At 72.3% G+C, this 20,207-nt stretch carries 17 protein-coding genes and 1 tRNA gene; 14 read left to right on the top strand and 4 right to left on the bottom strand.

Features of this window, described 5'->3' with window-relative positions; translation table 11 throughout:
- Positions 1–49: 49 nt before the first annotated feature.
- The 8 genes from ISG29_RS14555 (at position 50) to ISG29_RS14520 (ending at position 10,749) form a co-directional block, all read left to right on the top strand.
- Positions 50–1,513: an NAD(P)H-hydrate dehydratase gene (locus ISG29_RS14555; RefSeq protein ID WP_194504180.1), complete on the top strand. Its 1,464-nt coding sequence runs from the start codon at positions 50–52 to the stop codon at positions 1,511–1,513.
- A 137-nt stretch (positions 1,514–1,650) separates the two neighbouring features.
- Complete coding sequence (gene alr, locus ISG29_RS14550; protein WP_194504179.1) at positions 1,651–2,808, top strand: alanine racemase; 1,158 nt, start codon at positions 1,651–1,653, stop codon at positions 2,806–2,808.
- Positions 2,805–3,872, top strand: coding sequence for an alpha/beta fold hydrolase (locus ISG29_RS14545; protein ID WP_194504178.1), 1,068 nt, complete (start codon positions 2,805–2,807; stop codon positions 3,870–3,872). Before alr ends, ISG29_RS14545 begins: the two co-directional genes overlap by 4 nt.
- On the top strand, positions 3,869–4,846 hold the full coding sequence (gene tsaE / locus ISG29_RS21725; RefSeq protein ID WP_194504177.1) for a tRNA (adenosine(37)-N6)-threonylcarbamoyltransferase complex ATPase subunit type 1 TsaE: 978 nt from the start codon (positions 3,869–3,871) through the stop codon (positions 4,844–4,846). The genes ISG29_RS14545 and tsaE overlap by 4 nt, the downstream gene beginning before the upstream one ends.
- A gap of 41 nt (positions 4,847–4,887) precedes the next feature.
- A complete protein-coding gene (locus ISG29_RS14535; RefSeq protein WP_194504176.1) occupies positions 4,888–5,460 on the top strand; it encodes a hypothetical protein in 573 nt (190 codons plus the stop codon).
- A gap of 93 nt (positions 5,461–5,553) precedes the next feature.
- Positions 5,554–9,144, top strand: a complete 3,591-nt coding sequence (gene mfd, locus ISG29_RS14530) for a transcription-repair coupling factor (RefSeq protein ID WP_194504175.1) — start codon at positions 5,554–5,556, stop codon at positions 9,142–9,144.
- 249 nt (positions 9,145–9,393) lie between these two features.
- A complete protein-coding gene (locus ISG29_RS14525) occupies positions 9,394–10,098 on the top strand; it encodes a hypothetical protein (RefSeq protein WP_194504174.1) in 705 nt (234 codons plus the stop codon).
- Between the two features lie 24 nt (positions 10,099–10,122).
- Positions 10,123–10,749: a MazG nucleotide pyrophosphohydrolase domain-containing protein gene (locus ISG29_RS14520; protein ID WP_194504173.1), complete on the top strand. Its 627-nt coding sequence runs from the start codon at positions 10,123–10,125 to the stop codon at positions 10,747–10,749.
- Here ISG29_RS14520 and ISG29_RS14515 read toward each other — a convergent pair.
- Complete coding sequence (locus ISG29_RS14515) at positions 10,645–12,519, bottom strand: ATP-binding protein (RefSeq protein WP_194504172.1); 1,875 nt, start codon at positions 12,517–12,519, stop codon at positions 10,645–10,647. The genes ISG29_RS14520 and ISG29_RS14515 overlap by 105 nt on opposite strands.
- 238 nt (positions 12,520–12,757) lie before the next feature.
- On the opposite strand from ISG29_RS14515, the gene eno reads away from it, so the two are divergent.
- Genes eno through ISG29_RS14495 form a run of 4 tightly spaced genes read left to right on the top strand, consistent with a single transcriptional unit; the run spans position 12,758 to position 16,108 of the window.
- Positions 12,758–14,035: a phosphopyruvate hydratase gene (gene eno / locus ISG29_RS14510; protein WP_194504171.1), complete on the top strand. Its 1,278-nt coding sequence runs from the start codon at positions 12,758–12,760 to the stop codon at positions 14,033–14,035.
- Between the two features lie 14 nt (positions 14,036–14,049).
- Positions 14,050–14,685, top strand: coding sequence for an FtsB family cell division protein (locus ISG29_RS14505; RefSeq protein WP_194504170.1), 636 nt, complete (start codon positions 14,050–14,052; stop codon positions 14,683–14,685).
- Positions 14,682–15,185, top strand: coding sequence for a DUF501 domain-containing protein (locus ISG29_RS14500; RefSeq protein WP_194504169.1), 504 nt, complete (start codon positions 14,682–14,684; stop codon positions 15,183–15,185). The genes ISG29_RS14505 and ISG29_RS14500 overlap by 4 nt, the downstream gene beginning before the upstream one ends.
- Complete coding sequence (locus tag ISG29_RS14495) at positions 15,176–16,108, top strand: Ppx/GppA phosphatase family protein (protein WP_194504168.1); 933 nt, start codon at positions 15,176–15,178, stop codon at positions 16,106–16,108. The genes ISG29_RS14500 and ISG29_RS14495 overlap by 10 nt, the downstream gene beginning before the upstream one ends.
- A gap of 485 nt (positions 16,109–16,593) precedes the next feature.
- On the opposite strand, the gene def is transcribed toward ISG29_RS14495, so the two are convergent.
- Genes def through ISG29_RS14480 form a run of 3 tightly spaced genes read right to left on the bottom strand, consistent with a single transcriptional unit; the run spans position 16,594 to position 18,433 of the window.
- Entirely contained in the window at positions 16,594–17,178 is a 585-nt protein-coding gene (gene def, locus ISG29_RS14490) for a peptide deformylase (RefSeq protein ID WP_194504167.1), read from the bottom strand.
- A complete protein-coding gene (locus ISG29_RS14485; protein WP_194504166.1) occupies positions 17,175–17,714 on the bottom strand; it encodes a glycine cleavage system protein R in 540 nt (179 codons plus the stop codon). The genes def and ISG29_RS14485 overlap by 4 nt, the downstream gene beginning before the upstream one ends.
- Positions 17,711–18,433 (bottom strand): uracil-DNA glycosylase, encoded by a 723-nt coding sequence (locus ISG29_RS14480; RefSeq protein ID WP_194504165.1) that lies wholly within the window; start codon positions 18,431–18,433, stop codon positions 17,711–17,713. The genes ISG29_RS14485 and ISG29_RS14480 overlap by 4 nt, the downstream gene beginning before the upstream one ends.
- Before the next feature lie 29 nt (positions 18,434–18,462).
- Here ISG29_RS14480 and ISG29_RS14475 point away from each other — a divergent pair.
- Together ISG29_RS14475 and ISG29_RS14470 are read left to right on the top strand one after the other, a co-directional pair.
- Positions 18,463–18,536, top strand: a tRNA-Leu gene (locus tag ISG29_RS14475).
- A gap of 617 nt (positions 18,537–19,153) precedes the next feature.
- Complete coding sequence (locus ISG29_RS14470) at positions 19,154–20,032, top strand: Bax inhibitor-1/YccA family protein (protein ID WP_194504164.1); 879 nt, start codon at positions 19,154–19,156, stop codon at positions 20,030–20,032.
- The last annotated feature ends 175 nt before the right edge of the window (positions 20,033–20,207 follow it).

Raw genomic sequence — 20,207 nt, 5'->3', positions numbered from 1 at the left:
CGGATTCACCGGACCTCCGGTGATCCCGCCCGCCCTCTACGGTGAGCCCATGAGGCGAGCCCACACGGTGGAGCAGGTGCGCGCGGCGGAGTCGGCGCTGATGGCGCGACTACCCGACGGCGCCTTGATGCAGCGGGCGGCGTACGGGCTGGCGCTCGCGGTCTCCGACTTCCTGGGCGGCGCCTACGGGCGGCGCGTCCTGCTGCTGGTCGGCTCGGGCGACAACGGCGGCGACGCCCTGTACGCCGGCGCGGTGCTCGCGCGCCGGGGAGCCGGCGTCGAGGCCTGGCTGCTGGGCGACCACGTGCACGAGCAGGGTCTGGCGGCGCTGCGAGCCGCGGGCGGACGGGTCGAGCGGCCGGCGGCGCGCCGAGAAGCGGCTGCGGGCACACTTCTCGGGCCACGACCCGACGTGGTGGTCGACGGCATCGTCGGCATCGGTGGTCGCCCGGGGTTGAGGGCGAGCGCACTCGAGGCGTTGGCTGCGCTCCGCGGCGTGCCGGTCGTGGCGGTCGACACGCCCAGCGGGATCGACGTCGACACCGGCGAGCTGCCGTCGTCCCAGCAAGGGGCCCAGCGCTCCTCCGCGCAGGACGCCGACCGTCACGTGCGCGCCGACCTCACCGTCACGTTCGGCACCCTCAAGCCGGCCCACCTGGTCGACCCGGCCGCCGCCGCGTGCGGGTCCGTGCACCTGGTCGACATCGGCCTGGCGGCCGACCTGCCCACGGCCACGATCGAGGCGCTCCAGCCGGCAGACGTGACCGCGCTGATCCCACGGCCGACTCAGGACGCCCACAAGTACACCCGCGGCGTGGTGGGCATCAGGGCCGGGTCGAGCAGCTACCCGGGGGCCGGTCTGCTCTCGGTTGCCGGGGCCGCCACGGGTCTGGCCGGGATGGTCCGCTACGTCGGCGACCAGGCTGTGGCCGACCGAGTGCGCGAGGCACACCCCGAGGTCGTGGGGGAGGGCCGGGTGCAGGCGTGGGTGGTGGGGTCGGGTGGCGGCGAGGAGGCCGGTGACCATCTGCGCGCGGCGCTGACCGACGGCGTCTCGACCCTCGTCGACGCCGACGCGCTCGCGCACCTGACGACCACCGACCACGAGCACGCGCCCCTCGTGCTCACGCCCCACGCGGGCGAGCTCTCCGCCATGACGGGAGCGCCCCGCGCGGAGATCGAGTCGGCACCCCTGCGCCACGCTCGCGCGGCGGCCGAGCGCTACCGCGCCGTGGTGTTGCTCAAGGGTCGGCACACGCTCGTCGCCCACCCCGACGGCCGGGTGCGCGTCACCACCACCGGCACCCCGTGGCTCGCGACGGCGGGGGCCGGTGATGTGCTCGGCGGTGTCATCGGGGCACTTCTCGCAGCCGGTCTCGACGCCTTCGACGCCGCCAGCGTCGGGTCGTGGTTGCACGGGGCGGCCGCCACGCTCGCCTCCGGTGGTGGCCCGATCACGGCCGGCGACGTCGCCCCCGCCGTCCCTCGTGTCGTCGCCGACCTCCTCACCTGAGCACCCGCCGCACGACGACGATTCGCGACTCCTGGAGCGACGATTCGCGACCCCTCGCGGTCCCCGAGCCGCGCCGTGACGCGCCCGGGTCGAGAACCCGCACCCTCCCCGACGTGGGTCGGTGAAAGACTCGGGGGGTGTCCGCCCCGCCCCGCGCCGAGCTCGTCGTCGACCTCGACGCGCTGCGCCACAACGTGCGCCTGCTGCGTGCGGAGGTGGGCGAGGGCGTGGCGATGATGACCGTGGTCAAGGCCGACGGCTACGGCCACGGCATGCTCGAGGTCGCCCGAGCCGCGCGCGAGGCGGGCGCGGACTGGCTCGGCGTGGCCACGCTCGACGAGGCCGCCACCCTGCGTGCCGCCGGCGATTCCGGCCCCCTCCTGGCCTGGCTGACCACGCCGGGGGAGGACCGCGCGCCGGCCGTCGTCGCCGATGTCGACCTCTCGGCGTCCAGCACCGGCGAGCTGGCGGAGATCGCCGACGCCGCCACGCGCGCAGGCAAGCCGGCACGGGTGCACCTCAAGGTCGACACCGGTCTCTCCCGGGGCGGGGCCACCGGAGCCGAGTGGCCCGCGCTCCTGGCCGCGGCCGTGCACGCCGCCCGCGAGGGCCGCGTCGAGGTCACCGGCCTCTGGAGCCACTTCGCCGCCTCGGACGAGCCCGCCCACCGAGCCAACGACGTCCAGGAGCAACGCTTCCGCGACGCGGTCGCCGCCGCCGAGAGCGCCGGGCTGCACCCACGCGTGCGCCATCTGGCCAACTCCGCCGCCGCACTGCTGCGACCGACGTCTCGCTTCGACCTGGTGCGTTGCGGCATCGCCAGCTATGGCCTCGACCCCGCCCCCGGCCAGCCCGGCACCGCGCGGCTCGACCTGCGACCGGTGATGACCGCGCGGGCCACGCTGGCGCTGGTCAAGGAGGTTGCCGCCGGTGAGGGCGTCTCCTATGGCCACACCTGGCTCGCTCCACACCGCACGGTCCTCGGACTGGTGCCGGTGGGGTACGGCGACGGAGTGCCACGCCACGCGTCGAACCGGGCCGAGGTCGGCGTGGCCGGGGCGCGTCGTCCGGTCCGGGGCCGGGTGTGCATGGACCAGTTCGTCGTCGAGCTGGGCCCGGGCGACCCGACGGCCGCGGGTGCCGACGTGACCCTGTTCGGCGCCGCGCCCCACCCCTCGGCGCAGGACTGGGCGGAGGCGTGCGAGACCATCAGCTACGAGATCGTCACCCGCATCGGGGGGCGGTTCGTCCGTCGGCACGTGAATCGGCACGATCAGGGAGCGAGGTCGTCATGAGTGTTCGACAGCGGGTGCTCCGCACGGCGGGTGCCGCCCTGGGCGTGGCCGGACTGGCGGCCGCGGGAGGCGTGGTCGATGTCGCGATCCACCGCCGTGCGATCGCAGCCCGGCCCAAGGCCGGCGACAAGATCCCCCTGGGCTCGCTGCGCTCCCGACCGATCACCGTGGTGTGCTCCGACGGTGTGCCGCTGCATGTCGAGGTCGACGAGCCCGACGCCCCGGGCGCGACCCCTCTGACGGTGGTCTTCGCGCACGGCTACTGCCTGACGCTCGACTCTTGGCACTTCCAGCGCGCCGGCTACCGCGGCCTGGTGCGCACGGTCTTCTACGATCAGCGCTCGCACGGCCGCTCGGGCCGCTCCGACGCCAAGCACGCCACCATCGACCAGCTCGCCGAGGATCTGCTGTGCGTGCTCGAGCAGGTGGCGCCCGAAGGGCCGGTCGTGCTCGTGGGGCACTCGATGGGCGGGATGACCATCGCCGCGTTGGCCGAGCAGCACCCCGAGCTCTTCGGGGAGCGCATCGTCGGCGTCGCGCTGATCTCCACCACCGCCGGCGGTCTCGACGTCGGTCGCATCCTGATGCCGCTGGCGCCGGCGCGCATCGGGGGCAACCTGGTCGTGCGCGGTGCGCGGGGTCTCAGCCGCGGCCACAGGGGCGTCGACGCGGTGCGCAAGATGGGCAGGGCGGTCGCCGAGGTCGCCACCGACCGGTTCGCCTTCGGCGACGAAGTGCCCAGCGACTACGTGCGCTTCGTCGACGAGATGCTCGGCGCCACCCCCTTCGAGGTCGTCGCCCAGTTCCTGCCGAGCCTGCACTCCCTCGACAAGTTCGACCACGTCGGCGTGCTCGCCCGCGTGCCGACCGCGATCATGTGCGGCACCCGCGACCGGCTCACCTCGATCGGGCACAGCCGCAAGCTGGCCAGCCGCATCGAGGGCGCCACCTTGCTGGAGCTCGAACGCACCGGCCACATGGCACAGATCGAGCGGCACGACCAGGTCAATGCCGTGCTCGACCAACTGCTGGCCGCGGCCACCGAGCAGGCGGGCCGACGATGAGCGCGCCCGCCTCCGAGGATCACGCGCACCTGCCCCTGGTCGTGCGCCCCGCCGGCCCTGACGACGCCGCAGCGGTGCTGCGCGTCGTCCAGGCGGCCTTCGCGGGCCGACCGGCGATGGATCCCGTGCCCGCGGCGCTGGAGGAGACCGAGGACACCATCCGCGAGAAGCTCGCGGCCACGGGCGGTCTCCTGGCGCACATCGGCGAGGAGCCCGTGGGCACGCTGGTGCTCGACCCGGTCGGCGCCACCACCTATCTGCGGCGCTTCGGCGTGATGCCGGGGCACCAGGGGCGCGGCATCGCCGGCGCCCTCATCGACGCCGCGGTCGACGCCGTGCTGGCCTCGGGCACCGGCACGGAGGACCTCACCGTGGTCGCGCGCGAGGAGTTGCCCAAGACGATCCGCTTCTGGGATCGGCAGGGCTTCCGTGAGATCCGGCGTCGCTCGCCGCTGGTCGAGATGCGCCGACCACTGCGCACCGCTGTGTTCCAGGCGCCGACCGCCGAGGCCATGAGGGCGATCGGCCGATCCCTGGCCGGACAGCTCGCGAGGGGCGACCTGCTCGTACTGACCGGCGACCTCGGCGCCGGCAAGACCACCCTGACCCAAGGCATCGGAGCCGGCCTGGGCGTGCGCGGCCACGTCACCTCGCCCACGTTCGTCATCGCCCGCAACCACCCCTCTTTGGTGGGGGGGCCGAGCCTCGTGCACGTCGACGCCTACCGCCTCGACGGCCTGGCCGAGCTCGACGACCTCGACCTCGACACCTCCCTCGACGACGCCGTGACCGTGGTCGAGTGGGGCGAGGATCTCGCCGAGGGGCTCACCGAGTCGCGACTGGAGGTGCGCGTGGTGCGTGACACCGGCGCCGCCGGCGACCCGCACGCGGTGGCGGGTCTGGACCCCCGCCGCATCGAGATCACGCCTGTCGGTCCGCGCTGGCACGCACTGTCGTTCCGGGGCCTCGGCTGAGGGCCGGCGTCCTCTCAGGAGCCGCGCGTACCCTGCCCCACGTGGGCGACCCGCACCGTGGGCTCGACGAGGAGCCGCTCGACCTCGGCGAGCTGCCGCAGTCGGGGCGCTCCGCGGAGCCCGCCACCCCGCCTCGCCGTCGGCGTCCGCCCGCGTGGAGCCTGCTCGTGCTGGTCGGGCTGCTGCTGGCAGCGTTGACCGCCGGCCTGGTCGACCAGCGGGCGCGCTCCACCGAGCAGGTGGCACTCGATCGGTGTGGCACCGACGCGCGGGCGGCGATGCTGCGCGCCGACGCCGTGATGGGCGCCATGCAGGAGTACCTGCGTCCGGCGTACGCCTTCGAGACCAGCGAGCGTAGCCGGGCCGGGCTCGACGCGATTCTGGCCCAAGAGGCGGTGAAGGTCGAGCCGCGCCTCACCGGGGCCCTGGGCCTCTGCGAACACGTCGCTGTGTGGTCGGTGCACCGTCAGCTCGCGCGCGAGCGCGACGCCTACGTCGCCTACCTCCGGGCCCGGCTCGACCAGATCCGCGCCACGGCCCAGGGGCGCCCGCCCACGGGCAGCGACGAGCGCCTGGCCCGGCTGCGCCAGGAGGCCTTCGGCGTCGACGGCTGAGGTGTCGCCGGGCCACCGTACGATGGCCGAGCACCCCCTACCGCTGAGCGTCAGGGGGTATCTCTGCGCGCCCACCGCTCTCGAGGAGTCGCCATGAGCACCCCGTTGCTCGCCCCCGTCGTCGCCGATCCGACCCTGGCCCAGGCGCTCGACGACGCCCGCGGTACGCAGGTGCCGGCGCTCGACCTCACCGCTCCCGCGGCGCTGCGCCCCTTCGTCACCGCCGGCCTGGTCGGCGCCGGCCGGCACGTACTCGCCGTCACGGCGACCTCGCGCGAGGCCGACGATCTCGTCGAGCACCTCGGCGATCTGCTCGACCCAGCGTCGGTCGTGGCCTACCCCAGCTGGGAGACCCTGCCCCACGAGCGGCTGAGCCCCCGCAGCGACACCGTCGGCCGCCGCCTCGCGGTGCTGCGTCGGCTGGCGCACCCGGTGCCGGGCAGCGAGACCGCGGGCCCGGTGCGTGTGGTGGTGGCCCCGGTTCGCTCGCTCCTCCAGCCCCAGGTCAAGGGTCTCGCCGATCTCGAGCCGGTCGAGCTCGCGCTCGGCGACACGGTGTCGCTCGACGACCTGGCGCGACGGCTCTCCGACGCCGCCTATACGCGCGTCGACCTGGTCGAGAAGCGGGGCGAGTTCGCCGTCCGCGGTGGCCTCGTCGACGTCTTCCCACCCACCGAGGAGCACCCCCTGCGGGTTGAGCTGTGGGGCGATGACGTCGAGGAGATCCGTTCCTTCTCCGTGGCCGATCAGCGCACCCTCGACGCCGTGGAGTGGCTCTGGGCGCCGCCGTGTCGCGAGCTGCTGCTCACCTCGCAGGTGCGCGAACGCGCGGCCGAGCTCGGCCGTGCCCACCCCGCACTGCTCGAGCTCACCGACAAGATCGCCCACGGCATCGCGGTCGAGGGTATGGAGTCGCTGACGCCGGCCCTGGTCGACGAGATGGAGCTGCTCGTCGACCTGATGCCCGACGACACCCACGTGTTGGTGCTCGATCCCGAGCGCGTGCGGGCCCGCGCCCACGACCTCGTCGCCACCAGCGAGGAGTTCCTCGACGCTTCGTGGGCTGCGGCCGCGGGGGGCGGGTCCGCGCCGATCGACCTCGGCGCGGCGTCCTATCGCAGCCTCGCCGACGTGCGCGCCCACGTGCTCGAGCGAGGCCAGGCCTGGTGGTCGGTCAGTCCGTTCGGCATCGCGCCCGACGACGGGCGCGACGACGAGCCGCTACGCGACGAGACCGGCGAGGTGGTGCGCGTCGACGTCGACGTGCACGACGGCGTGGTGCCCACCCGCGCCCTGCCCGCGGCCCCGGTCGAGGCCTACCGCGGCGACGTCGACCGCGCACTGGCCCAGCTCGACGCCTGGCGCGCCGACGGGTACCGGGTCGTGGTGGTGCACGCCGGCCACGGGCCGGCGTCTCGCATGGTCGAGGCGCTCGGCGACGCCGACGTGCCCGCCCGGCTGGTCGACGCCTCCGGCGAGGATCCCGAGCTGTGGCAGCTCGGCGTCGTCACCGTCACCTGCGGCGCCCTGGCACACGGGTTCGTCGACGAGGTGAACAAGCTGGTGCTCGTCACCGGCGAGGATCTCTCCGGCCAACGTTCCTCAACCCGTGACATGCGCTCGATGCCCGCCCGGCGGCGCAAGCAGATCGATCCGCTCGAGCTGAAGACCGGTGACTACGTGGTGCACGAGCAGCACGGGGTCGGCCGCTTCATCGAGATGAAGCAGCGCGAGGTCGGCGGGGCCACGCGTGAGTACCTCGTGCTCGAGTACGGCGCCTCCAAGCGCGGCGCCCCGCCCGACCGGCTCTACGTGCCGGCCGACGCCCTCGACCAGGTGACCCGCTACGTCGGCGGCGAGCAGCCGAGCCTGGACCGTCTGGGCGGCGGCGACTGGGCCAAGCGCAAGGGTCGCGCCCGCAAGGCGGTGCGCGAGATCGCCGCCGAGCTGATCAAGCTCTACGCCGCGCGTCGGGCCACCAAGGGCCACGCCTTCGGCCCGGACACCCCCTGGCAGCGCGAGCTGGAGGACGCCTTCCCCTTCACCGAGACGGTCGACCAGTTGACCACCGTCGAGGAGGTCAAGTCCGACATGCGGCAGGTCGTGCCGATGGACCGCCTCATCTGCGGCGACGTCGGCTACGGCAAGACCGAGATCGCCGTCCGGGCGGCCTTCAAGGCGGTGCAGGACGGCAAGCAGGTGGCCGTGCTCGTGCCGACCACCCTGCTGGTCACCCAGCACCTCTCCACCTTCTCCGAGCGCATGGCGGGCTTCCCGGTGGTGGTCAAGGGTCTCTCGCGGTTCCAGACCGACAAGGAGGCCCGGGAGGTGATGGCGCAGATGACCGAGGGCAGCGTCGACATCGTCGTGGGTACGCACCGGCTGCTGAACCCCGACATCCGGTTCAAGGATCTCGGCCTGATCATCGTCGACGAGGAGCAGCGCTTCGGCGTCGAGCACAAGGAGCAGCTCAAGCGGCTGCGCACCGCCGTCGACGTGCTCTCGATGTCGGCGACGCCGATCCCGCGCACGCTCGAGATGGCGATCACGGGCATCCGTGAGATGTCGACGATCACCACGCCGCCCGAGGAGCGGCACCCGGTGCTCACCTACGTCGGTGTCTACGAGGACCGCCAGGTCACCGCCGCGGTCCGTCGCGAACTGCTGCGCGACGGCCAGGTGTTCTACATCCACAACCGGGTGCAGTCGATCGAGAAGGCCGCCGCCCGCATCCGCGAACTGGTGCCCGAGGCGCGCGTCGCCACCGCGCACGGGCAGATGAACGAGAAGGCGCTCGAGCAGGTGATGCTCGACTTCTGGGAGAAGCGCTTCGACGTGCTGGTGTGCACCACGCTGGTGGAGTCCGGTCTCGACGTCTCGAACGCCAACACGATGATCGTCGAGCGCGCCGACACCATGGGCCTCTCGCAGTTGCACCAGCTGCGTGGCCGGGTGGGTCGCTCGCGCGAGCGCGCCTACGCCTACTTCCTCTTCCCGGGCGAGAAGCCGCTCACCGAGACCGCCCACGAGCGGCTCGCCACGCTGGCCCAGCACTCCGACCTGGGCGGCGGCATGGCGATCGCCATGAAGGACCTCGAGATCCGCGGTGCCGGCAACCTGCTGGGCGGTGAGCAGTCCGGCCACATCGCCGACGTCGGCTTCGACCTCTACGTGCGCCTGGTCGGGGAGGCCGTGGCCGACTTCAAGGGCGAGGGCAACGAGGATCTCGCCGAGGTGCGCATCGAGCTGCCCGTCGACGCGCACCTGCCGCACGACTACATCGGCTCGGAGCGGCTGCGCCTGGAGATGTACAAGCGTCTCGCCGAGGTGCGCACCGATGCCGACGTCGACGAGATCGAGGCCGAGCTCAAGGACCGCTACGGCGACCCGCCGCTCGTGGTCGTGTCGCTGCTGCTCGTGGCTCGCTTCCGCGCCCGGGCACGGGCGGCCGGGGTGGGCGAGGTGACCATCGCCGGCAAGAACGTGCGGTTCGCACCGGTCTCGCTGCCGGAGTCGCGGGTGGTGCGGTTGCAGCGGCTCTACCCGAAGTCGCTGGTCAAGCCCCAGCTCGACACGATCCTGGTGCCGCGTCCCCTCACCGCCAAGGTCGGTGGCCGACCGCTCGACGGCCTCGCCCTGCTGGAATGGGCCGGAGGCGTCGTCGAGCAGATCATCGCCGACTGAGTCCGCCGTCCCTGGCGTCGTGCGTCCCGCCCGAGGTCGCTGACGCACCGGCGGGCCCTCTCCTCGGTGGGTGGGACGGTGATTCTGCTGCTCGGACGGTGCTATTCCACCGTCCCGGGGGGCAATTCACCGGACGTCCGGTGAATTGCCCCCACCACCGCCACCCCACCGCAGCCACCGGCCACCGGAGGCGACACCCCGGCTGGTTCAATGGTCCCGACGTCGAAGCAACCCCGCGAGGAGCCAGAAGTGAGCGCACGCCCAACGTCTCGCGTCCCCCTGCGTCGAGCTGGGGTGGGCCTCGCCGGGCTCGCGCTGCTCGCCACGGGTGCGCTGTCCGGCTGCGGCGTAGCGGCCGACGGCACGACCCCGCAGCCGGGCGTGGGCGCCCAGGTGGGCGATGCCACCATCAGCTTCGACACCGTCTCACGCGACGCCGAGGCCACCTGCGACCTTCTCCAGGCGCACCCCGAGCTGACCCAGTCGCCGGTCACGCGGGCTCAGGCGAACGACCTCGTCGTCCGCCAGCTCGTCTACTCCACCTTCGCCGACGAGCTCGCCCAGCAGGCGGATCTCGACACCGCGCCCCTGCGCGAGCAGGCTCGCCAGCAGGCGCGCTCGAACCTCTCGCTGGGGTCCGACGACGAGAAGGCGATCGACGTCGTCGCGGCCTATCCCTTCTTCGTGCTGGTGATGAAGAAGCTGGTCGAGCCCACGCTGAGCGCCGATCAGCTGGCCGACACCGACCAGGCCTACGCCGACTACCTCCAGCAGTGGAGCACCAAGCACCCGATCGTGGTCAACCCGCGCTTCGCCGGCTTCACCACCCAGCAGGGTGGCTCGGTCTCCCAGGAGCTGTCGGTGCCCGTCAGCTCGACGGCCGTGGCCGCGTCGCGCACGCCGATCTCGGCGTCCGACTACGCCGCGCTGCCGGCGTCTCAGAAGTGCAGCTGACTCCCATGAGCGTGCGCTGAGCCCATGCACGACGCCGACCCGGAGCCGCTGCTGGTCTTCCGAGCGGTGATGGCCCGGCTGCGAGCCGAGTGTCCGTGGAAGCGCGAGCAGACCCACCGTTCGCTCGCGCGCTACCTGCTCGAGGAGACCTACGAGACCCTCGAGGTGCTCGATGTCGAGCCGCCGGACGACGCGCATCTCGCCGAGGAGCTCGGCGACCTGCTGCTGCAGGTGTACTTCCACGCGGCGCTCGCCGCGGAGCGAGGCGCGTTCGACCTCGACGACGTCGCCCGCGGCATCATCGCCAAGATGGTGCGCCGCAACCCGCACGTGTTCGGGGAGGAGCGGTCCGGTGAGGGTCCGGGAGACGAGGAGCGGACCGCGGCCGCCGTCAACGACAGGTGGCAGCGGATCAAGGCCGAGGAGAAGGCCGATCGAGCAGAGCTCGACGACGGCCTGCCGAGCGCGCTGCCGGCGCTGCTCTATGCCGACAAGCTGCTCGATCGTCTCGAGCGGTCCGGTCGGCGCGTCGGGGTCGACGAGGGCTCAGCGGATGTGGGAGAACGGCTGCTGGCTCTGGTCGTGGAGGCCCGCGTGGGCGGAGTCGACGCCGAGCAGGCCCTGCGTGCCGCCGTCCGTCGCCGCCTCTGACCACGGCAGCGTGACGGTGAAGGTGCTGCCGCGACCCAGCTCCGAGACGACCTCGATGCGACCCGCGTGGCGTTCGGCGATGCGCCGCACGATGGCCAGGCCCAACCCCGTGCCCGGGCGCTGGAGCGCATGGGGGTTGGTCGAGCGGAAGAACTCGTCGAAGAGGCGCTCCTGGTCCTCGACGGAGATGCCGAGCCCGGTGTCGGTGACCGAGAGCGCACACGTCGCGCCGCCGGAACGGTGGGAACCCGACGGGCTGACGGTCAGGCCGACCTGCACCTGGCCGCCAGCCGTCGAGTACTTGATCGCGTTGCCGAGCAGGTTGAGCGTGACCCGCTCGAGCTCGTCGTGGTCGCCGACGACCACGACCGGGGACGGCGGCAGGTCGGTGGTCACCCGCACGCCCTGAGCCGCAGCCGCCTGGGCGAGCAGCGGCAGAGAGTCGCGGACCACGTCGCGCAGGTCGACGGGCTCGGCGCGCACGGAGGCGTCCGGGTCGGTCACGCGGGAGAGCAGGAGCAGGGAGTCGACGGTGCGACCGGTGCGCTCGGAGGCGCGCTGGATCACCTCGAGCGAGTCGCGCACCGGGGCGGGGAGATCGAGGGACTCCAACAGCTCGAGGTGACCGACGGTGGCGGTGAGAGGCGCCTTGAGCTCGTGCGACACGGTGGCGATGAGCTGACGCTTGTAGGCGTCGAGCTCCCGCAGCTCCTCGACCAGCGCCCTCTCGCGGGCGAGGTTGCGTGCGTTGAGCACCACACGGCCGAGGTCGTGGCCGATGTCGAGCGCCGCCGTCGCCTCACTGTCCGACCAGGCCGGGTCGTCCGAGGCGCGGCCCAGGATGATGATGCCCAGGCACTTGCCGGCCACGCCCAGAGGAACGACCAGGGCCTTCTGCTCGTCGAGCGCGCGCAACGCCTCCTCGAGCCTCTCCACGACGTGGCCGGGCACGGGGCAGGGCGAGCCCGGCCGGCGAGGAACCTCCAGGGTCAGCTGATCGCGCCAGAGCCGGGTGGCGAGCTGGGTGAGCCAGTCCAGGTAGTCGTCCGCGAGCCGCACCTGGCCGACCTCGCCGAAGGAACGGATCGCCCGCACGCCCACGTGGTCGAAGGTCTGCAGCCAGCCGCTGCGCGCCAAGAAGCCGTCGAGCAGGGCCGTCTGCATCGTGTCGAGCATCTGGTCGAGGTCGACGGCGGCGCTCGCCGAGCGCACGAGGTCGCGAGTGCGTTCGGCGAGGCGGAGCCGAGTGGTGAGCTGTTCCCGGTCGAGCAGGAGGAAGACGACACGCCGGGCCTGCTCGGCGAACCGCTCCAGCTGGGCGCGGGTCGCGATGTCGGGGCGTCGGCCATCGCGCGGGAGATCGACGCACAGGTGGCCGCGCAGGCGGCCCAGCTCGTCGTGGAAGGGCGCGACGAGCAGGTCGAGGGGATGCCACCGGGTGGGGTCGTCGCTGGCCTCGATGTCGGGGATCCACCCGAGGTCGCGGTCGGTCTCGTCGGCCACTCGTTCGCCCGGGACGAACCGGAGGGATCCCCAGACGTCGGCCAGGGCGAGGTCCGCCTCCATCTCGTGGATCGGCAGCTGACGCCCCAGCAGCTGTCGACGTGCGTCCTCGTTCCCGGCCACCGCGATCGTCGTCAGCTGGTCGTCGTCGCCGCCGCGGGCGAGCGCGATCATGGCCACGGCGAAGCCGGTCGACTCGGTCAGCCCCTCGGCCACCATCTGGGCCGACTCACGCAGCAGCCGCAGTTCGTCGTCGTCGTGGTTCACGCAATACTCCCGGCCCCGTGCGCATCGCTCGGCTAGATCCCCCGGGGGTCGAGGACCCGGGGCCATTGTGTCGCGCGGGCAGGGTCGGCACAGCCGGATCGGACAGAAACCGATGCCGGGTTGGGCCCGCGCGGTGAGGCCCCACCCGCGACCGGCGCGGAGCGCGAGCCCGCCCAGCGCTAGGCTCGAGCCGGCCCGAACCGACGTCCCCGTCCCCGTCCTCCAGGAGCAGTACACCGTGGCAACCATCGAAGCAGTCGGCGCTCGCGAGATCCTCGACTCCCGAGGCAACCCCACCGTCGAGGTAGAGGTCGTGCTCGACGACGGCACCTTCGCGCGCGCCGCCGTGCCCTCGGGCGCCTCCACCGGCGCCTTCGAGGCCGTCGAGGTGCGCGACGGCGGCGACCGGTACGCCGGCAAGGGCGTCCAGCAGGCCGTCGACGCCGTCCTCATGACCATCGGCCCCGCGGTGACCGGCCTCGACGCCGCCGACCAGCGCGGCATCGACCAGGCGATGCTCGACGCCGACGGCACTCCCAATAAGGCCCAGCTCGGTGCCAACGCCATCCTCGGTGTCTCGCTCGCCGTGGCGCGTGCTGCCGCCGACTCCGCCGAGTTGCCGCTCTACCGCTACGTGGGCGGCTCCAACGCGCACGTGCTCCCGGTGCCGATGATGAACATCCTCAACGGCGGTGCCCACGCCGACACGAACGTCGACATCCAGGAGTTCATGATCGCTCCGATCGGTGCGCCATCCTTCCGTGAGGCGCTGCGCATGGGCGCCGAGGTCTACCACGCCTTGAAGTCGGTGCTGAAGGCCAAGGGCCTGGGCACCGGCGTCGGCGACGAGGGCGGTTTCGCCCCCGACCTGGAGTCCAACCGGGCCGCGCTCGACCTGATCGGCGAGGCGGTCGCCGAGGCCGGGTACTCGCTCGGCACCGATGTCGTGCTCGCCCTCGACGTCGCAGCCACCGAGTTCTGCGCAGGGGACTCCTACACCTTCGAGGGCCAGCAGCGGACCGCGGCGGAGATGACCGCCTACTACGCGGAGTTGTGCGAGAACTACCCGATCGTCTCGATCGAGGATCCCCTCGACGAGGACGACTGGGAGGGCTGGAAGACCATCACCGACCAGCTGGGCGAGAAGGTCCAGCTCGTGGGCGACGACCTCTTCGTCACCAACGTCGAGCGGCTCCAGCGCGGCATCGACGGCGGCCAGGCCAATGCGCTGCTGGTCAAGGTGAACCAGATCGGCTCGCTCACCGAGACCCTCGACTCGGTCGCCCTGGCTCAGCGCAACGGGTTCATGTGCATGATGAGCCACCGCTCCGGCGAGACCGAGGACACCACCATCGCCGACCTGGCCGTCGCCACCAACTGCGGCCAGATCAAGACCGGTGCCCCGGCGCGCTCGGAGCGAGTCGCGAAGTACAACCAGCTGCTGCGCATCGAGGACGAGTTGGGAGCCGCTGCGCGCTACGCCGGTGTGTCGGCGTTCCCGCGGTACACCTCCTGAGTCACCCTAGGGGCATGCCGGATCGCTCACGCACGCCCTCGCGCGGGTCGGGTCCGCGCGGACGCACCGGCCCCGGGCGCAGCGCTGGGCGTGAGATGGGCCGTGAGGGCGCACGCGAGAACGTTCGGCGTCCGGACGTCGCGGGCTGGCGCGGACGGCTCCCCGAGCGTCTCCAGGCCGTGCGGCGTCCCAAGCCGACGCGGCGTGCCGTGATCTTGGTGCTCGTGCTGCTGGTGCTGGCGGTGTCGTACGCGTCCTCGGCGCGCGCCTACCTCCAGCAGCGCGCCGAGCTCGACCAGCTGCGCACCGAGATCGCCCAGCGTCAGGCATCCATCGACGAGCTCGAGGGCGAGACCGACCGCTGGAAGGATCCCGCCTACGTGGCCCAGCAGGCGCGCGAGCTCGGCTACGTGATGCCCGGTGAGACCTCGTACGTGGTGCTCGACCAGAACGGCGAGCCGATGGAGACCCAGCACCGCCTCGCGGCCCCGGGCACGGTGGCGCCCGAGCAGAAGCAGCCGTTCTTCGACGACGCCTGGGACTCCGTGCTGCTGGCCGGCAACCCGCCGAAGAACAGCGGCACCCCGCCGGCATCCCACATCGACGGCCAGAGCGACGACCGGAGCGACGACCAGAGCGACGACCAGTGAGCGAGCCTTTCGCCGATGGTGACCGCGAAGCGGTGCACGCCCAGCTCGGCCGGGAGCCCCGCGGTGTGCACGCGGTCGCGCACCGCTGCCCGTGCGGCAACCCCGATGTCGTCACGACCGAGCCGCGGCTGCCGAACGGCACGCCGTTCCCGACCACCTTCTACCTGACCTGCCCGCGGGCCGCCTCGCGCATCGGCACCCTCGAGGGCGAGGGCACGATGCGAGAGATGGAGGCCCGCATCGCTGCGGATCCCGAGCTGGCGGCCGCCTACCGCGCAGCGCACGAGCGGTACCTCGCCTTCCGCAGCGAGCTGGCTGCCGAGGTGGGCGCCGAGGTTCCCGAGATCGAGGGCATCAGCGCCGGCGGCATGCCGACTCGGGTCAAGTGCCTGCACGTGCTCGCCGGCCAGGCGCTGGCCATGGGTCGCGGCGTCAACCCGCTCGGCGACGAGGTGCTCGCTGCGCTCGGCCCGTGGTGGGAGTCCGGTCCGTGCGTGTAGCGGCCATCGACTGTGGCACCAACACCATCAAGCTGCTGGTGCTTCAGACCGACACCGCCGACACTGCGGGCGCGCCCCTGGAGCTCGAGCGCGAGATGCGGATCGTCCGGCTCGGCCAGGGCGTCGACCGCACCGGCCGGCTCGCCCCCGAGGCACTCGAGCGCACCTTCGCGGCATGCGAGGAGTACGCCGACCTGCTCTCACGGCACGGGGTCGACACGCTCCGCTTCTGCGCCACCTCGGCCACCCGTGATGCCGCGAATGCAGCCGAGTTCGCCGCCGGAGTCGAGCAGCGGTTGGGTGTGGTACCCGACGTACTCACCGGCGCCGAGGAGGCCGCCCTCTCCTACGCCGGTGCCACCCGTGGCGTCCGGCGCCCCGACCCGGTGCTGGTGATCGACGTCGGGGGAGGTTCGACCGAGCTCGTGCTCGGCTCGGGCGAGACGCCCGACGCCGCCTCTTCGATGGACGTCGGCTCGGTGCGACTGACCGAGCGGCACCTCGCCGACGATCCACCGACGGCTGCGCAGATCGCGGCGGCGGCGGCCGACGTCGACGCCGCCCTCGACCAGGCGCTCGCGGCCGGGGTCGACCCCGCTGCGGCGGCCACGGTGGTCGGCGTGGCGGGCACCGTCACGACTCTTGCCGCCGGCGTGCTCGGGCTCACCGAGTACTCCCGCGAGGCCATCGACGGCGCGGTGCTCTCCTACGCCGACCTCGAAGCGCTGACCCAGCACCTGCTGACCCTCGACGCGGCCGGACGCCGGGAGCTGGCGTGGCTGCACCCCGGGCGCGCCGACGTGATCGTCGCCGGAGCGGTCGTCCTCGCTCGCGTGCTGGCACGCACGAGCGCCACGGAGCTCGTGGTCAGCGAGAGCGACATCCTCGACGGCATCGCCTGGGATCTCGCCGCGGGTGGTTGAGCCGTGAGGAGCGCCAGCGACGAGCGCGCTGGGCGGTGGTTGAGCCGTGAGGAGCGCCAGCGACGAGCGTGTCCCGCGGTGGTTGAGCCGTGAGGAGCGCCAGCGACGAGCGCGTCGAAACCCGGCGACTGTGAAGGCAGCGCTGCTTTCCGTCTCACTGGGTTTCGACACGGGACTCGGCTAGCGCCTCGCCCGGCTCAACCACCCGCGGTGGCCCCGGTGGTTGAGCCGTGAGGAGCGCTAGCGACGAGCGCGTCGAAACCCGGCGACTGTGAAGGCAGCGCTGCTTTCCACCTCACTGGGTTTCGACACGGGACTCGGCTAGCGCCTCGCCCGGCTCAACCACCGGAGGGCACGGGACTCGGCTAGCGCCTCGCCCGGCTCAACCACCGGTGGGCACGGGACTCGGCTAGCGCCTCGCCCGGCTCAACCACCGGTGGGCACGGGACTCGGCTAGCGCCTCGCCCGGCTCAACCACCGGTGGGTCAGAGGTAGGTCTGGCGGGCGTAGATGGCGTGCGCACCGGCCACCCGATCGACGAACAGCAGCCCCTGGCAGTGGTCGATCTCGTGCTGGAGGCAGCGTGCCTCGAAGGCGTTGGCGGCGATCACGACCTCCTCGCCGGTGCCGGGCAGGTGGCCGCGCACCACCAGGCGCGAGCCGCGCTTCACGTCGCCGGTCAGGTCGGGCACGCTCATGCAGCCCTCACGGGCCTTCTCGTTGCGACTGGCCGAGACCACCTCGGCATTGCACAGAGCGAAGGTGCCGTGGTGGTCGCGGGTCTTGGGGTGCTCGGAGACGTCGACGCAGAACAGCTGGCTGCTCGCTCCCACCTGGGGCGCGGCGAGGCCCACGCAGCCCGGGCTGACCCGCATGGTGGCGATGAGGTCGGCGGCCAGCTGCACCGCCTCCGCGGAGCAGGGGTCGACCGGCTCGCCGACCGTGCCGAGCACCGGCGCCGGGGCTCGGACGACGTCGAGTACGCGGCCTACGGTCCCGAGGAGGTCGGGGCTCCAGTCGCGCAACCGGGCGGAGTGCTCTTCCGAGGGCTCCGCGGGGGGTGTGCTCACAGCTCGTCAGGGTCGGTCGGGCGCAGCGTGGCGGTGACGTCCAGGCTCGCCGCCGTCTCGCCGACGACGGCGACGAGTGCGTCGGCGTCCGCCTGCGCTGGCAGGTCGATCTCGGCGATGAGCAGGTAGAGCCCGCCGGCCAGCCGCGTGGTGAGGTCGGTGATGTTGCCGCCCACCTCGGCGATGCGGGAGACCAGGCTCGACACGATGCCCGGGCGGTCGCCACCGTGCACGGTGAGGAGCCACGGGCTCCCGGCGCCGGCGCCGGGGCCGGGGCTGCGCACCTCACGCACGGTGACGTCGAGCGTGCCGTCGACGGTCAGGGGCGCCAGGGCGGCCTCGATCTCGCCCTGCGTCAAGGTGGCGTCGCCGCCTGCGCAGAGCAGCATCATGGCGAACTGCCCCCGCAGCAGGGTCATCGTCGAGTCCTCGAGGTTGAGCCCGAGGTCGGCCAGGCGAGCGGTCGTGTCGGCGATGATGCCCGGGCGGTCGTGGCCCAGCACGGTCACGGCGTGGAGTGTGGTCGGATCGGTCACGCGTGCATTCTCGCAAGCCTTGTGGCGCGGCCCAGCACCTCGTCGAGCATCGGCTCCGTGAGGCGCCCGGTGAAGGTGTTCTGCTGGCTCGGGTGGTAGCAGCCGAGCAGGGAGAGCTCGCCCAGGGTCACCTCGGCGCCGTGGCCGAACCGGGGCCTCGGCGCAGGCACGTCGACGCCGGCGCGGCCGAGCGCGGTGAGTGCCGCCGTCCACCCGAAGCCGCCGAGGGCCACCACGACGCGCACGTGCGGGAGCACGATCGCCAACTCCTCGTCGAGCCAGGGGGCGCAGGTGTCGCGCTCGATGGTGGTCGGCTTGTTCTGCGGAGGAGCGCACCGCACCGCCGCGACCATACGGGTCTCGACGAGGCGCTGTCCGTCGTCGGGGTGGGTGCTGGTGGGGATCGCCGCCAGGCCCACGCGGTGCAGGGAGGCGAAGAGCCAGTCGCCGGAGCGGTCTCCGGTGAAGACGCGCCCGGTGCGGTTGGCGCCGTGGGCGGCGGGCGCCAGCCCGACGATGAGGATGCGAGGCGTGGGGTCGCCCCAGCCCGGCACCGGTCGACCCCAGTAGGTCTCGTCGGCGAACGACGCGCGCTTCTCGCGAGCCACCTGCTCGCGCCAGTCGACGAGGCGAGGACAGGCCCGGCACTCCACCAGCCGCCGAGCCAAGGCGACGAGTGAGGCATGCTCGAGGGGCTCGTCGGTCGGCTCCGTGCACATGTCGACGACGCTACGCTGCCGAAGCAGTGGCCCCTGTGTCCCAACTGGCAGAGGAAGCCGCCTTAAAAGCGGCCAGGTGCGGGTTCGAGTCCCGCCGGGGGCACCCGAGGATCCCGGGCGAGATCGACCGACTCCCCACCGGGGAACAGACATCTGGACCAGGTGCAACATCATTCACAGGATCAGCATGATCCTCATCGTGTCTTCACGCGAGAGGGACCCTCGGCAGCCATCAGAGCACTCTGAGCGCAGGACGATGGTCGAGTAGATCGTCCGTTGGGGGACGGACGACTGCCCGGGGTCGCGGCGCCCGTCGTCGCGACCCCGGATCCTCGAGATGCCTCTCGAGAATCCCCACCCTCACGCGGCGGGCGGAGCCGAGTCGCTCCGCCCGCCGCATCCGGTCGGCGACGGTGTGACCTGGGTCACATACTCGGAAGTAGTGCGGTGGGTCAGGCATGGTGGACGGCGGGGAGGGAGCATCGGGGCTGCCGTATCACCCCATGGATGCGGCGTGCGGAGTCCCGCCTACCCCCGGCAGGGCCGGTCGCTCCTCGCGACCCCACGCGAGTGACGCGGCACGTCCCCGGCCCTGCCGTCACCCTCCTCGGCGGGAACGTCCGAGCGGGGTCGAGCGTTCTACTCGGTAGGAGCCCTAAGGTGGGGCCCCACCTTCGTCACAACGGACGATCGCAGTCGGCCTCCAAGGAGAGACCAACCATGCAGAGCAACAACCCGGTGTTCCGCCGGTCGGAGGAGTTCAACCGCCCCGGCATGAACGCCTACGGCAACCAGACCTACGCCGGCAACGGCGCGACCCACTCCGGGTACGGCACCGACCCCTCGACCTGGGGCACCGGCGCGCCGGGCGAAGTGTACTCCGCCAAGCCCGATCAGGGCGGCGTGATGACCATCGACTCGGTGGTGCAGAAGACGGCCATGAGCCTCGGCGTCGTGTTCGTCGCCGCCTTCGCCACGTGGTTCCTCACGCCCGACCTGCGCGACTTCGGCGCCTCGCTCGGGCCCCTCTACGCAGCACTCATGATCGGCGGCTTCGGCGCCTTCGCGTTGTCGATGGTCAACTCGTTCAAGCGGGTCGTCAGCCCGGCCCTGGTGCTGGCCTTCTGTGCCCTCGAGGGCGTGAGCCTCGGTGCTTTCTCGAAGATCATCGAGGCCCTCTACGTACAGCCCGGCCAGGGGTCGATCGTGGTCCAGGCCGTGATCGGCACCTTCGCCGCCTTCGCCGGCACGCTCGCCGCCTACAAGTTCCTCAACATCCGCGTCGGCGACAAGTTCCGCACGTTCGTGATGGCCGCCATGTTCGGCATGGTCGCCCTCGGCCTGCTCGAGATGGTGTTGAGCGTCTTCGGCAGCGCGCTGGGCGTCTTCGGCTTCGGCACCATCGGCTTGGTCTTCGCCATCGCGGGTCTCGCCCTGGGCGTGTTCATGCTCATCCTGGACTTCGACTTCGTCGAGCAGGGCATCGCCAACGGCCTGCCCGAGCGCGAGTCGTGGCGAGCCGCCTTCGCCCTGACCGTCAGCCTGGTCTGGATCTACACGAACCTGCTGCGCATCCTCGCCATCCTGCGCGGCGACTGATCCACACCCGCGAGGGGTCGCGAATCGTCCCGCGAGGGGTCGCAAAATGTCCCGCGAGGGGTCGGTACCGGCCCCTCGCGGGCCGCATTTTTCGACTCCTGGAGCAGCAATACGCGACCCCTCGGGCAGCAATACGCGACCCCTCGGGCAGCAATACGCGACCCCTCGGGCAGCA

Source organism: Nocardioides acrostichi (genome assembly GCF_015319165.1).
Classification (GTDB): domain Bacteria; phylum Actinomycetota; class Actinomycetes; order Propionibacteriales; family Nocardioidaceae; genus Nocardioides; species Nocardioides acrostichi.
Note: the sequence above shows the minus strand (reverse complement) of the source record. Positions and strands in the feature narration are given on the sequence as shown.

What these genes read in the sequence shown, in the direction of transcription:
- tsaE (WP_194504177.1), top strand. Translation starts at nt 3,869, where the DNA reads ATGAGCGCGCCCGCCTCCGAGGATCACGCGCACCTGCCCCTGGTCGTG.
- ISG29_RS14545 (WP_194504178.1), top strand. Translation starts at nt 2,805, where the DNA reads ATGAGTGTTCGACAGCGGGTGCTCCGCACGGCGGGTGCCGCCCTGGGC.
- mfd (WP_194504175.1), top strand. Translation starts at nt 5,554, where the DNA reads ATGAGCACCCCGTTGCTCGCCCCCGTCGTCGCCGATCCGACCCTGGCC.
- ISG29_RS14470 (WP_194504164.1), top strand. Translation starts at nt 19,154, where the DNA reads ATGCAGAGCAACAACCCGGTGTTCCGCCGGTCGGAGGAGTTCAACCGC.
- ISG29_RS14555 (WP_194504180.1), top strand. Translation starts at nt 50, where the DNA reads ATGAGGCGAGCCCACACGGTGGAGCAGGTGCGCGCGGCGGAGTCGGCG.
- ISG29_RS14505 (WP_194504170.1), top strand. Translation starts at nt 14,050, where the DNA reads ATGCCGGATCGCTCACGCACGCCCTCGCGCGGGTCGGGTCCGCGCGGA.
- ISG29_RS14520 (WP_194504173.1), top strand. Translation starts at nt 10,123, where the DNA reads ATGCACGACGCCGACCCGGAGCCGCTGCTGGTCTTCCGAGCGGTGATG.
- ISG29_RS14480 (WP_194504165.1), bottom strand. Translation starts at nt 18,433, where the DNA reads ATGTGCACGGAGCCGACCGACGAGCCCCTCGAGCATGCCTCACTCGTC.